General features: G+C 67.3%; 12 protein-coding genes. 2 read left to right on the forward strand and 10 right to left on the reverse strand.

All coding sequences use genetic code 11. The annotated features are described in order from the left end of the window. Window positions 1–5 precede the first annotated feature (5 nt). Complete coding sequence (gene adeC, locus BMW87_RS03965; RefSeq protein WP_093074321.1) at window positions 6–1436, forward strand: AdeC/AdeK/OprM family multidrug efflux complex outer membrane factor; 1431 nt, start codon at window positions 6–8, stop codon at window positions 1434–1436. Window positions 1437–1524: 88 nt separating this feature from the next. Continuing rightward, window positions 1525–2604, forward strand: a complete 1080-nt coding sequence (locus BMW87_RS03970; protein ID WP_093074323.1) for a hypothetical protein — start codon at window positions 1525–1527, stop codon at window positions 2602–2604. 9 nt (window positions 2605–2613) lie between these two features. Here BMW87_RS03970 and BMW87_RS03975 read toward each other — a convergent pair whose 3' ends face one another. From BMW87_RS03975 to ssuD, 10 genes are all read right to left on the reverse strand, one after another. Beyond that, window positions 2614–3375 (reverse strand): ABC transporter ATP-binding protein, encoded by a 762-nt coding sequence (locus BMW87_RS03975; protein WP_093074325.1) that lies wholly within the window; start codon window positions 3373–3375, stop codon window positions 2614–2616. 1 nt (window position 3376) lies between these two features. Continuing rightward, on the reverse strand, window positions 3377–4636 hold the full coding sequence (locus tag BMW87_RS03980) for an SfnB family sulfur acquisition oxidoreductase (RefSeq protein WP_093074327.1): 1260 nt from the start codon (window positions 4634–4636) through the stop codon (window positions 3377–3379). Window positions 4637–4687: 51 nt separating this feature from the next. Further along, window positions 4688–6010, reverse strand: a complete 1323-nt coding sequence (locus tag BMW87_RS03985) for an ABC transporter substrate-binding protein (RefSeq protein ID WP_093074329.1) — start codon at window positions 6008–6010, stop codon at window positions 4688–4690. Window positions 6011–6063: 53 nt separating this feature from the next. Next, window positions 6064–7077: a branched-chain amino acid ABC transporter permease gene (locus tag BMW87_RS03990; RefSeq protein WP_093074331.1), complete on the reverse strand. Its 1014-nt coding sequence runs from the start codon at window positions 7075–7077 to the stop codon at window positions 6064–6066. Window positions 7078–7080: 3 nt separating this feature from the next. After that, window positions 7081–7977, reverse strand: coding sequence for a branched-chain amino acid ABC transporter permease (locus tag BMW87_RS03995; protein WP_093074333.1), 897 nt, complete (start codon window positions 7975–7977; stop codon window positions 7081–7083). Then, the gene (locus BMW87_RS04000; RefSeq protein WP_093075208.1) at window positions 7977–8867 is read right to left on the reverse strand and encodes an ABC transporter ATP-binding protein; all 891 of its coding nucleotides are present in this window, start codon (window positions 8865–8867) and stop codon (window positions 7977–7979) included. The genes BMW87_RS03995 and BMW87_RS04000 overlap by 1 nt, the downstream gene beginning before the upstream one ends. Before the next feature lie 8 nt (window positions 8868–8875). Then, window positions 8876–10012, reverse strand: coding sequence for a dimethylsulfone monooxygenase SfnG (gene sfnG, locus BMW87_RS04005; protein WP_093074335.1), 1137 nt, complete (start codon window positions 10010–10012; stop codon window positions 8876–8878). 37 nt (window positions 10013–10049) lie between these two features. After that, window positions 10050–10652: an FMN reductase gene (gene msuE / locus BMW87_RS04010; protein ID WP_093074337.1), complete on the reverse strand. Its 603-nt coding sequence runs from the start codon at window positions 10650–10652 to the stop codon at window positions 10050–10052. 341 nt (window positions 10653–10993) lie between these two features. Then, a complete protein-coding gene (locus BMW87_RS04015; protein ID WP_093074339.1) occupies window positions 10994–12184 on the reverse strand; it encodes an acyl-CoA dehydrogenase family protein in 1191 nt (396 codons plus the stop codon). Then, a complete protein-coding gene (ssuD, locus tag BMW87_RS04020) occupies window positions 12181–13344 on the reverse strand; it encodes an FMNH2-dependent alkanesulfonate monooxygenase (protein ID WP_093074341.1) in 1164 nt (387 codons plus the stop codon). Before ssuD ends, BMW87_RS04015 begins: the two co-directional genes overlap by 4 nt. Window positions 13345–13469 lie beyond the last annotated feature (125 nt).

A 13469-nucleotide genomic window follows, 5' to 3' on the forward strand; every position in this document is an offset into this window, starting at 1 on the left:
CTGCCATGAAACCGTTCCGCCTTGCTCCGCTCGCGCTCGCCGCCCTGATGGCCGGCTGCAGCCTGATTCCCACCTACCAGCAACCCGCGGCGCCCGTGGCCGGCAAATTCGCCGGCGACACAGGCAACGCCCCGGCCTCCACGCCGGTCGCCGATCTCGGCTGGCGCGATGTCTTCACCGATCCGTCGCTGCAGCGCGTGATCGAGATGAGCCTCGCCAACAACCGCGACTTGCGCGTCGCGGTGCTGAACATCGAGAAGGCCCGCGCCCAGTACCGGGTGCAGGACGCAGCGCTCTTCCCCACCGTCAACGCCAGTGCCGGCGGCAGCGGCAGCCGCACGCCGGCCGACCTGTCGTCGACCGGCGAAGCCCTCACGGCGCGGCAGTACAGCGCTTCGGTCGGGTTCAGCTCCTACGAAATCGACCTGTTCGGTCGCGTGCGAAGCCTGAGTGCGCAGGCGCTGGAGCAGTTCTTCTCCACCGCCGAGGCGCGCCGCAGCACGCAGATCACGCTGGTGGCCGAGGTGGCGACGAGCTACCTCACGCTCGCGGCCGACCAGGACCAGCTGAAGCTCGCGCGCGACACCCTGCGCAGCCAGAGCGATTCCTACAGCCTCAACCAGCGAAGCTTCGAATTGGGCGCGGCATCGGCGCTCACGCTGAGCCAGGCGCAGACCAGCGTCGACACCGCGCGCGTCGACGTCGAGCGCTATACCTCGCAGGTAGCGCAAGACCGCAATGCGCTGGTGCTGCTCGTGGGCGCCGACGTGCCGGACGAACTGCTGCCGCAATCACTGCCCGATGGCACGGCAGCCGCAGCGAGCCCGCTGGCCACCATTCCGCCCGGGCTGCCCTCGGAGCTGCTGCAACGGCGGCCCGACATCCTGCAGGCCGAGCGCGACCTGAAAGCCGCCAACGCCTACATCGGTGCGGCGCGCGCGGCTTTCTATCCGAGCATCAGCCTCACCGCGTCGGCCGGCACGTCGAGCAGCCAACTCTCGGGCCTGTTCAAGGGCGGCTCGGGCAGTTGGAGCTTCGCACCGCAGATCACGCTGCCGATCTTCGACGGCGGCGCCAACCGCGCCAACCTCAAGATCGCGACCGTGAGCCGCGACATCTCGGTGGCGCAGTACGAGAAGGCAATCCAGACGGCGTTCCGCGAGGTTTCGGACGCACTGGCGCAACGCAACACGCTGGGCCGCCAGCTCGATGCACAACAGTCGCTGGTGAACGCAACGGCGGAGAGCTACCGGCTGTCGGACGCGCGATTCCGCCGTGGCGTCGACAGCTATCTGAGCGTGCTCGATTCGCAGCGCTCGCTTTACACGGCGCAGCAGAACCTCATCACCACGCGCCTGTCGCGCCTGACGAACCTCGTGACCTTCTACAAGACGCTGGGCGGTGGATGGACGGAGAACACTGGCACGCCGATCTGAGCGCCGTTGGCAATCCGGCTCCTCGCTAAGATGCGCACGGTAACGCCCGGCATCGCCGCCGCGGCGCAATCGCCACGAGGGAGCACCTTTGACCATCGACCTGCAGACGCTGAAGTGCGGTGAATGCGGCAGCAGCGTGCTTCAACGCTCCGGTCTCAACCAGTACACCTGCGCGCATTGCGGGTCGATGTCGGTCGTCGAGGACGACGTCTCCGACCGGCTGGAGCGGGTGCTCGAGCAGGTCAAGGACGAAGCCGGCCGGAGACTGGCGGTCGAGCAGTCGGCACGCGCCAAGACCATGGCGCGGACGATAGCCCTGGCCGCGGCGGCGGTGGTGGTGCTGGTCACGGGCTTCTTCGGTGTCATGGCCTACGTCATCGACCGCAACCAGCCGCCAAGAACGTACAGGCCCGGCGGGGCTTCGACAGCGCAGCGCACCATTCCGAGCGAAGGCCTCAAGCTCGAGGCGCGCCAGGTGCTGGTGGGCAACGGCAGCTCGGCCAAACCCCAGCTGCTGGTGATTGCGCGCAACGAAACCGGCACGGCCCTCGAGCGGCCGAACGTCAAGGCGATCTTCTTCGGCCGCGACAGCCGCATCGGCGAGAACAGCGAATCTGTTCCCATCGGCACGCTGATGCCCGGCGAGATGGTGCCGATGCTGATCAATCTGCCGGGCGACGGAACCCCCGCGCGGCAGGAACTGCAGGTGGATGCGCTGTCGGCACCGTACTGGAAGATCGAGGGCCCGCCGCTGCAGTTCGCGCGCGCGCGGCTGGTGCAGCAGGAAGGCGAGACATGGCTGTATGGCCGCCTCGCCAACACGCGCAAGGATGAAATGGCACTGGTCGGCATCGAGGTGCTGGTCACGCTGTACGACAGTGCCGGAACGGTCATCGGCTTCGGGCGGGGCTTCTCGCAGGCCAGCGAGATCAGGCCGGGCGAGCGCAGCGCGGCGGAAGTGCGCATCGAGCGCCTTGGTGATCGCAAGGTGCCGGTCGCGGCATGGGACTACCGCATCGACTACAACCTCACGGCAGGCGCGCAGCAGGTGCGCAACCGGGTACTGAGCAGCAACCGCGTGATTCGCACGACCGGCGCGCCGGAGGCCCTTCCCCCGTCGCCGCGAATGAGCAGCCAGGCGCTGCTGGCCGAGGTTGCCGGGCGCTAGGTTCGGTCTTCAGGCCACGGCTTCGGGAACGCCTTCGCCGAAATAGAAAGACTGGATGTCGGCACGCTGGCGCAGGGCCTGTGCATCGCCGCCAAGTACCGCGACGCCCGCCTCGAGCACCGTTGCGCGGTCGGCGTACTGAAGCGCGACGGTGGAGTTCTGCTCGGCCACGAGGATCGACAGGCCCTGCTCGCGGTTGAGCCGCCGCAGCTGCTCGAAGATGTCGCGCACCACCAGCGGTGCCAGCCCCATCGACGGCTCGTCGAGCACCAGCAGCCGGGGCCGCGACATCAGCGCGCGGCCGATGGCCGTCATCTGCTGTTCGCCGCCGGAGCTCAGGCCGGCGAGCGTGCGTCGTCTTTCCTTCAGCTTCGGAAAGATCGCGTAGACCCGCGCGAGGTCTTCGGCGACTTCCGAGCGCCGCGTGCTGCGGCCGAGCCCGCCGGTCAGCAGGTTTTCTTCCACAGTCAGCGTGCGAAAGCAGTGGCGGCCCTCCAGCACCTGCACCAGGCCGAGCCGCACGAGATCTGCCGGGCTGGTGCGGCCGGTGTCGTGCCCGTCGAAGACGATGCGCCCGGCCGTCACCTGCCCGCGCTCGGCCGGCAGCAGGTTCGACACCGCCTTGAGCGTGGTCGACTTGCCTGCACCGTTGGCGCCGAGCAACGCGTGGATTTCGCCGGCGCGCACGTCCAGGCTCACACCGTGCAGCGCGACGATGGAGCGTTGGTACGCGGCCTCGATGGCTTCGATGCGCAACAAGGGGGCCGTCACCTCAGCTCCAGGCATGGAACGGCGGCTTCACGCCATTGAGGAAGTAGTTGCCCACGATGGCGTACTTCCAGCGCACGGGGTCATGCAGCGTGTGCGTGCGTGCATTGCGCCAATGGCGGTCGAGGTTGTACTGCCCCAGCGTCGATCGCGTGCCCGCCAGTTCGAACAGCTTGTTGGTCGCAAGAATCGCGATCTCGGTAGACAGCACCTTGGCTTCCGCCGTCGCAATCTGTGCCGCAGCCACGCTGTCGGCATCTGGCGTGGCCACCGCGCGGTCGATCGCACGGCCCGCACGCTCCAGCAGGGCCTCGCTCGCATGCAGCCGGATCTGCAGGTCGCCCACCGCCTGGATCGAGTACGGGTCTTCCCACGCATGGTCGCGCTGGCTGTCGATCCACGGGCGCGTCTTGGTGCGGATGAAATCGACCGTCTCCGCGATGGTGCCGCGCGCAATGCCCACGTCGACCGCCGCCTGGATGATCTGGAAGATGGCGCCGTCGGCCGAGGGCGTGTCATAGCCCTTGTAGGCCGGCATCAGGTGCGTCTTCGGTACCTTCACGTGGTCGATGACCACCGTGCCGCTGAGCGTGGTGCGCTGGCCGAAGGCCGACCAGTCGTCGATCACCGTGAGGCCCGGCGCATTGCGCTCGGCCACCACGTACCAGGTGTTGCCCTGCTCGTCGTTGGCCACGATGGGCACGTAGTGCGCGAGCAGCGCGCCGGTCGAATAGAACTTCTTGCCGGTCACCACCACATGGTCGCCCGCGTCGGTGAAGCGCGTCTCGAAATCGGCCGCGCGCCTGGAGCCCGATTCCGAGAACGCATTGCCCCAGCGTACGCCGCGCAGGAAGTCGGCGAAGAACAGCTTCTGCTGCGCCGCGTCGGACACCGTGCGCACCGCGGCGACGAAGCCCAGGTGGTTCTGCGTGATCTGCCCGAGCGAAGGGTCGGCCGCCGAGATGATCGCGATCACCTCGGCCAGCGTGGCATACGACACCTCTGCGCCGCCGAAGGCCTTGGGCACGTTGATGGCCCAGAGGCCGCTCTGCGAATAGGCGTCGATCTCCTCGACGGGCCAGCGGCGCAGGCGGTCGCGCTCGGAGGCGCCGACGATCAGCTTCGCGGCCAGGGCATGCGCCACGGCGATGGCTTCGGCGTCGTCGCGGATCACATGCGCGGGCGCGTCGGGCAGCGGCAGGCCGGGCACTGCATCGTTGGCTGCGGCCGGTGCGGATGCGGAGGGTTGGAGAACAGCGGACATCGGATGGCCTTTCGACTTGCGAGTGATTTCGAATGAGGACGTGCGTGGGGTTCAGTCGTCGATGCTCTTGCGCACCTTGACGTTCTTTTCCTTGGCATAGGCCAGCGAAGATTTTTCGATGATCGGCCGCAGCAGCTTCCAGTCGGGCGCGATCCAGTCGGACACCACGTTCCACTTGCTGCCGTCCCACTGCTGGAAGGCCACGCGGCCATCGCCTTCGTGGTTGTCCCAGGTCACGTTGATCGAATGGAACAGGCCCTTGGCGCCGAGCGCCGCGGCGCGTGCCTCGTCGATCTTCAGGTTTTCCAGGCCCCAGCGGACTTCGTCGCCGGTGAGCGTGCGCTTGCCGAACTTCGCCTGCGCGATGCGAATGGCCTCCACGTTCAGGATGCCGTTGAGCACGCCGAGGTTGTGATAGACGCTGCCGATGCGCTTGGTGTCCTGCAGGTTGCCCTTGCCCGCGCCGTAGACGGTCTTGGTGATCTCCTGCAGCACCGGGTACTGCGCACCCGCCGCCACGGTGGTGATGGCCACGTAGCCCTTGGCCGCATCGCCGGCCGGGATCACATCTTCCTCGGAGTTGGACCAGACGTTGCCCACGATGTGGTCGACCGGAAAGCCCGTCTTCTGCGCTGTCTTGAGCGCCACCGGATTCATCACGCCCCAGCCGCGCAGCACCACGTAGTCGGGCTTCACGCGGCGGATGGTGAGCCACTGCGATTGCTGTTCGTTGCCCGGGTGCGGTACCTCGATCTGCTGCAGCGTGAAGCCATACTTCTTCGCGAGCAGCTCATAGATCGGGATGGTCTCCTTGCCGTAGGGCGAGCCGTGGTACAGCACCACGATCTTCTTGCCCTTGAGCTTGTCGGTGCCGCCCTCCTTGCCCGCGATGTAGTTCACGATGCCCGAGGTCTCGCTGTACGGATTGAGCAGCAGCGGAAAGATGTACTTGAACACGCGGCCGTCTGTGGTGTCGGTGCGGCCGTGGTTGATGGTGAGCAGCGGCACCTTGTCGGCCGTCACGCGGTCGATCAGCGCATAGGCGATGCCGACCGACAGCGGGTTCCAGGTCGCGATGCCGGGGCGCTGCTTGAGGCGCTCGTACACCTCCACGCCGCGCTCCACTTCGTACTGCGTCTCGCCCTCCTCCCAGGTCAGCTTGACGCCGCCCACGCCGCCGTCGCGCGTGTTCACCAGGTGGAGGTAGTCGATGAAGCCGCCGAAGAAGCCCGTGCCGCCAGCCGCGTAAGGACCGACGCGATAGCTCTGCAGCGGGAAGAACTGTTCGTTGCCGTCGGCATGCGCGAGCTGCAGGCCGCTCGCGGCCAGGGTGACGGCCACGGCCGCGGTTTTCAGGTGCTTGATGAAGGACATGGTGATGAAGACTCTCGGGATGCGAAGAAAAAAGAAAAAGAAGTGCCGTTCGCTCAGGCCGGCAGGAGCCTCAAGAGGCGCCTGCGCGCGCGGTCCCAGAGGGCGACCAGCCCCTGCGGCTCGACGGCGAGGAAGAAAATGATCAGTGCGCCCAGCACGATGCGCTGGCTCATGTCGAGCACGCCCGAATCGAACCAGCCGCCGAAGAAGAAGCTGCCCACGCGCGAGAGCAGCAGCGGAAACACCACGATGAGCGCCGCGCCGAAGAAGGCCCCGCGGATCGTCGCGAGCCCGCCGATGATCACGATGAACAGGATCTGGAACGAGCGGTCGAGGTTGAAGCCCGCCGGCTCCACGGTGCGCAGGTACACGAAACCCCACAGCACGCCCGCCACGCCGACGATGAACGACGACACCGCGAACGCCAGCAGCTTGGTGCGCAGCACCGGCACGCCGATGACGCGCGCCGCCAGTTCGTTGTCGCGCACGGCGATGAAGTGGTGGCCCGTCTGCGTGCGCACGAGGCGCCATGCCAGCAGCGTCAACACCGTGACGACGGTCAGCGAGAAGATGTAGCGCCCCACCGGCGTGTCGAACACGATGCCCGCCACCTCGAGCGCCGGCGCGTCGATCACGCCCGAGGGGTTGTCGTTGCTGAACCAGCCGAACTTGGTCAACGCCCATTGCACGAAGAACTGCGCGGCCAGCGTCGACACCGCAAGGTAGAAGCCGCGCAGCCGCAGGCTCGGCAGCCCGAACACCAGGCCCACGGCCGTGGCGGCAAGGCCAGCGAGGCCGATGCTCACGAGCAGCGGCAGTCCTTCCACGCGCAGGTTGAAGTTGTAGGCCGCGAAGGCGCCGACCGCCATGAAGGCCGCGGTACCCAGCGACAGCTGGCCTGCGTAGCCGGTCAGCAGGTTGAGGCCTACAGCCGCGAGCGACAGCGCAAGGAACGGGATCAGCAGCGCGTCGAACACATAGCCGGACGCAACAAACGGCACGACGCCGAAGGCGACGGCCAGCACGGCCAGCGGCCAGGTCCATGGAGGCACGGAAACGGTACGCATGGCTCAGGCGCGCTCCACCAGTTTCTGTCCGAACAGCCCGCTTGGCCGGATCAGCAGGAAGGCCAGCGCTGCGACGTAAGCGAACCAGCTCTCGATGCCACCGCCTACGAAAGGCCCGATGTACACCTCGGCCAGCTTCTCCAGTGCGCCGATCACCAGCCCGCCGACGATCGCGCCAGGAATGGAGTCGAACCCACCCAGCACCAGCACGGGCAGTGCCTTCAGCACCACGAGCGAGAGGGAGAACTGCACACCCAGCCGCGCGCCCCACAACAGCCCGGCCACCAGCGCGATGACGCCGGCCGCTGCCCACACAGTGGCCCAGATGCGCGGCAGGCGCAGGCCCACCGCGATGGCCGCATAGGTGTCGTCCGCCACCGCGCGGAACGCCAGGCCCACGCGTGTGTAGCGGAAGAAGGCCGAGAGCGCCGCCACCATCACGCCCGCCGTCGCGGCGGCGAACAGGTCGAAGGTCGAGACCATGATGCCGAAGAGCTGCAGCGGCTCGTCCGCGATGCCGAGCTCCAGCGCATGCACCTGCGTGCCCCACACCAGTTGGGCCACGCCCTCGATCACGTACGACAGGCCCAGCGTTGCCATGAACAGCGTGATCGGCGGCTGGTTCACCAGCGGGCGAAGCACGGTGCGCTCGATGGTCAGGCCCAGCAGCACCATGAGGGCGAAGGTCAGCACGAGCGCAAGTGCAAAGGGCACGCCGCGCTCGACCAGGCTCACAAAGGTGAGCGCAGCAAACAGCAGCTGCGCGCCCTGCGCGAAGTTGAGCACGCCTGAAGTCTTGTAGATCAGCACGAAGCCGATGGCCACCAGTGAATACATCACGCCCGAAAGCAGGCCGCCGATGAGCACCTCGGCGAAGAAGCTGAAGTCAGCGCCGTCCATCAGGCCTGCCCCTCTGCGTCGTCATGCGCCACGCCCAGGTAGGCATCGATCACGGCCGGGTCGCTGCGCACCTCGGCCGGCGTGCCGTCCGCGATCTTGCGGCCGTAGTCGAGCACGGCCACGCGGTCCGACAGGCCCAGCACCACGCCGATGTCGTGCTCGATCAGCAGGATGGTGGTGCCGAATTCGTCGCGCGCGGCGCGCACGAAATGCGCCATCTCGCTTTTCTCGGTGACGGTCATGCCGGCCATCGGCTCGTCGAGCAGCAACAGTCGAGGCGCTGCGACCAGCGCACGCGCCAGCTCCACGCGCTTCTGCAGGCCATAGGCCAGCGTGCCGGCCAGCCGCTCGCTCACGGTGCGCAGCCCGAGAAAGCCGATGATCGCTTCGGCCCGTGCGCGCGCATCCTCGCGCTCACGACGTGCGCGGCCCAGCCCGACCAGTTGTTCGATGAAGGTGGAACGCGCCGCATCGACGCGGCCGAGCACGATGTTGTCGCGCACGCTCAGGCCCTTGAACAGCGCGAGATTCTGGAAAGTGCGCGCAACGCCCAGCCGTGCCAGCCGCGCCGTCGGCACGTGGCCGAAGCCGCGCCCGCCGATCCACACGCGCCCGCGATCGGGCCGGTACAGCCCGCTGATGATGTTGACCAGCGAGCTCTTGCCGGCGCCGTTGGGGCCGATGATGGCGCGGATCTCTCCCTTCGCGATCGACAGGTCCACACCCGACAGCGCGGTGACGCCGCCGAAGGACAGGTCGATGCCCTCCAGCCGCAGCACGGCCGAGGTCGTGGCGTCGTCCCCTGCCGCAGCCGCACGCCCCGCCGGCACGAAGGCCACCGGATCGACGCCCAGCGAGACGGGCCCCGCCTCGAAGAAAAGATCGGGCATCACGAGGCTCACGCCACGGCTTCCAGTGCCGCCTTGCTCGGCTTTTCTCCGCGAGCGGCCTGTTCCGCTTCGAGCTTGCGCACCAGCGGCAGCACTTTCTCGCCGAAGTACTCCACCTCCTCGATGAAGTGCAGGAAGCCCGTCAGGACGAGGTCGACGCCGATGGCCTTGAGCGCCACGATGCGTTCGGCAATCTGCTGCGGCGTGCCGATGAGGTTGGTGCGGAAGCCGTCGTTGTATTGCACGAGGTCTTCGAAGGTGGACTTGGCCCAGTTGCCCTCGCCTTCGGGCGAAGACTTGCCAGCCTGCTTGGCCGCATCGCCGAAGGCGTGCACCGCCTCGACGTGTGCGTGCTTGATGATGTCGGCCAGCACGGCCTTGGCTTCCTCTTCGGTGTCGCGGGCGATGACGAAGGCGTTCACGCCGATGCGCACCGTGTGGCCGTTCTGCGCGGCCTTGGCCTGGATGTCGTCGATCTGCGCTTTCAGGCCCTCGGGCGTGTTGCCGTTGGTGAAGTACCAGTCCGACACGCTGGCCGCGTTGTCGCGCGCTGCACGCGAGCTGCCACCCTGGAAGATTTCGGGGTGGGGCTTTTGCACCGGCTTCGGGCTCAGCGTGTAGTCGCTGAAGCGATAGAAGTCGCCCTTGAAGGTGAAGTTGTCCTGCGTCCAGATGCCCTTGAGCGCGCGGATGAATTCGTTGGAGCGGCGATAGCGCTCGTCATGCTCCAGCCACGGCTCGCCAATGGCCTGGAACTCACCCTTGAACCAGCCGCTCACCACGTTGATGGCGATGCGGCCATTGGAGATGTGGTCGATGGTGGCGATCTGCTTGGCCACCACGGCCGGGTTCCATGGACCGGGCAGGATCGCAGCCAGCACCTTGAGCTTGGTGGTCGCATGCAGCAGCGCCTGGCTGAAGGACACCGACTCGTGCTGGTACTCGGCGCCGTAGCCGGCGGTGAAGCGGATCTGGCTCAGCGCGTATTCGAAGCCGGCCTTCTCGGCCGCGACCGCGAGGCGCTGGTTGTATTCGAGGCTCCAGTCGGTGCGCTGCTCGATGGTGCTGACCACGAGGCCGCCGCTGACGTTGGGCACCCAGTAGGCGAACTTGACGAGGGCGGCGGTGGAAGACGGTTGGCTCATGGCAGGTTTCTCTCTGTGAACGGTCGGTGGGAGGGCTTCAGGCGGCCAGCGCAACGGGCGCGGGCTTGCGGATGGCGGGCGTGGCGGACGTGGTGGCCGGCGAGGCATCGCGCAGTTGTGGCACGGCGCGCGCCACGGCCAGCGCGATGCGTTCGCGCAGCGCGGGGTTGGCGATCTTGTAGCCCTCGAAGTCCTTCTCGACCGCGTAGACGCCGATGGGCAGCGTGCGGGCCTGGAAGAAGCTGAAGAGCGGGCGCAACTGGTGGTCGATGACCAGTGCGTGGCGGTCGCTGCCACCGGTGGCAGCGAGCAGCACGGGCTTGTCGGTCAGCGCCTCGTGGTGAACGAAGTCGAACAGGTGCTTGAAGAGGCCGGTGTACGAGCCGCGATAGACCGGGCTTGCTACCAGCAGCAGGTCGGCGGACTCGATGGCGGCAATGCTCTCTTCGACGGCGGCAGGCAACTGGTTGCGGTAGAGCACGCCGGCAAACTGCGGGCCGATCTCGCCGAGCGAGAGCACGCGCGCATCGATGGCGATCTCGTTGCCGAGCGCGGCCAGCAGTTGATCGACCAGCACCAGGGTGCGCGAGGGACGTTGCAGGCTGCCGGAGACGGCAACGACTTTCAGTTTTCGACTCATGTTGATATGACCTCTGTTTGGAAGCTGCGATCGATTCGCGGCGCACTCGATATAAGCGAATGGCGTGCCACTTCCTTTTTCCTTATGAATCAACGAGTTAGAGCGAAATGGCTATCTGCGCCCATGCTGGATCGGCAGCAGGCTGCGGGTGGGTTGCTGATGGGCCAGCACTTCCGCAGCGATAGTTGTTTGGGGTAGATCGGTATGCGGCCGTCGCATGAACGCCAGGCAGCAATCCGATGAAGAAGCTGCTTCCCCTGCAGCAGTGCGATGTGCACGCCGGAAAGCACAACGGGCCTGCGACGCGAAGCCGCAGGCCCGTTGCAAGGCAATGCCGAAATTCAGGAATAGAAGCTGGGTTGCGGCACGCGCGCATTGAGCGCCCAGTCGCCAAGTTCTCGCAGCTTGTAGTCGACCGGATCGTGCAGCGTGTGCACGCGCAGGTTGCGCCAGTAGCGGTCCAGGCGCAGCGCGGCGGTGGTGGCGCGCGCGCCCGTCACCTCGAACATGCGGTGCGCCACCTCGAGGCTCGCGCGTGTGCTCGCGACCTTGGCTGCGGCAACAGCAACAGCCACCTGCCCGCGCTCGTGCTCATCGAGCGAAGTGCCGCGCAGCCACGCCTGATCGAAGGCCGCGGCCGCCTGGTCGAGCAGCATGCGGGCGCCTTGCAGCGCGAGCCAGAAATCGCCGTAGTGCGTGAGCACGTAAGGGTCTTCGTTTGCAGCCGAAGCCGTCGAGAACAGCCAGGGGCGGCCTTGCTGCAGCGTGAACGACTTCGCCTCTTCGAGTGCGCCCTCCCCCAGCCCGAGGTAGATGTTCGCGAGGATCAGTTGCGCAAGCAGCGGGCGCAGGCAGGCGAACGGCGTCGAGAGCGGGCCGGGGTCGAGCAGCAGTTCATTCACCTCGACGCGCACGCCATCGAACACCACGCTGCCGCTGTCGGTCTGGCGCTGGCCCATGTTGTCCCAGTCACCCTGCACCGCAATGCCGGCGCGCCCCGTGGGCACGACGCCAATCAGCAGGCGATCGTTCGCGTCGAGGGCCGAGGCGAGCAACATGTCGGAGTCGCTGGCGCCGGAGCAGAAGCTCTTGCGGCCCGAGAACACATAGCCCCCGTCGACGGCTTGCGCGCGCGTGGACTTGTCGAGCGGGTTCAACGCATTGCCCCAGAACCAGCGCTGCTCGCGGGTCTGCTCGATCCACGGCTGCCACTGCGCGCGCTGCGCGAAGAGCTGCGTGGTTGCGAGCAGCAGGTGATGAAAGGCGAACAGGTGCGCCACCGAGCTGTCGACGCGCGCAAAGCCGCGCACCACGTCGAGCGTCTGCTGCCAACTCGCGCCCAGGCCGCCGAGTTCGGTCGGCACGCTGAGCATCAGCAGGCCGCTGCCCCGCAGCAGATCGCGCTCGGCCTTCGGAGTGCCCCCACGCTGGTCGCGCTCGACGGCGGTCTGCGCCAATGCCTGCGCAATGCGCTGCGCGGTCGCATGCCACGGCACGACTTCGTCGCCGGCCTCCGCGGAGAAATGCTTCATGCGGCGGCCTTCTCGGGCACCGGCACTCGCGACGACGGCGGCACGATGTCGTTGGCGATGACCTCGCCGAAGGGGCCGGTGATGTTGGCTTGCCCCGCCGGGCGCACATGGTCGAGCGGCAGCAGCGGAAACAGCAGCTCGGCCACGCGATACGCCTCCTCCAGGTGCGGGTAGCCCGAGAAGATGAAAGTCTCCACGCCGAGTGCCGCGTATTCCTTGATGCGTGCCGCCACCTCTTCGGGGCTGCCCACCAGCGCCGTGCCCGCGCCACCGCGCACCAGGCCCACGCCGGCCCACAGGTTGGGCGACACCTCCAGCCTGTCGCGCCGCCCGCCGTGCAATGCGGCCATGCGCTGCTGGCCCACCGAGTCGAAGCGCGAGAAAGCCTTCTGAGCGGCGGCGATGGTGTCGTCGGTCACATAGGAAATGAGTTCGTCGGCGGCGCGCCAGGCCGCCTCGCTGGTCTCTCGCACGATCACATGCAGCCGGATGCCGAAGCGCAGCGTGCGTCCGTGCTTTGCCGCCGCGGCGCGGGCCTTCGCGATCTTGTCGGCCACGTCGCCTGGCGGCTCGCCCCAGGTGAGGTACACGTCGACCTGCTCGCCCGCGAGTGCAATGGCCGCGTCCGACGAGCCACCGAACCACAGCGGTGGATAGGGCTTCTGCACCGGCGGATAGAGCGTCTTGGCGTTCTCCACGCGCAGGTGCTTGCCCGAGAAGTTGACGGTCTCGCCGGCCGCAACGCCGCGCCAGATGCGCAGGAATTCATCGGTGACCTCGTAGCGCTCGGCATGCGTCAGGAAGCTGCCGTCGCCATGCTGTTCGTCGGGGTCGCCGCCGGTCACCACGTTGATGAGCAGGCGGCCATCGGAAAAGCGGTCGAGCGTCGCGGCCTGGCGCGCGGAAACGGTCGGCGAAATGATGCCGGGGCGTATCGCCACCAGGAACTTGAGCCGCTCGGTCTGAGCCGCCAGCGACGAGGCGACCACCCACGAGTCTTCGCAGGAACGCCCCGTGGGAATCAGCACGCCCTCGTAGCCCAGTTCGTCGGCGGCCTGGGCCACTTGCCGCAGGTATCGATGGCTCACGGTGCGCGCACCGCGCGAGGTGCCGAGGTAGCGGCTGTCGCCGTGCGTGGGGAGAAACCAGAAAAGTTGCATGAGGCGGTTCAGCAGTTAGCGTGCCAGTCGACCTGCCTGTGGGAACGCGCCGAAACGCGCGATTTCTGCTGCTCCAGCAGCAGCGGAACACCACATCTGCTGCACGCAGCACATTGCCCGCCCGC

Source organism: Variovorax sp. OV084, assembly GCF_900111625.1.
Taxonomy (GTDB): domain Bacteria; phylum Pseudomonadota; class Gammaproteobacteria; order Burkholderiales; family Burkholderiaceae_C; genus Variovorax.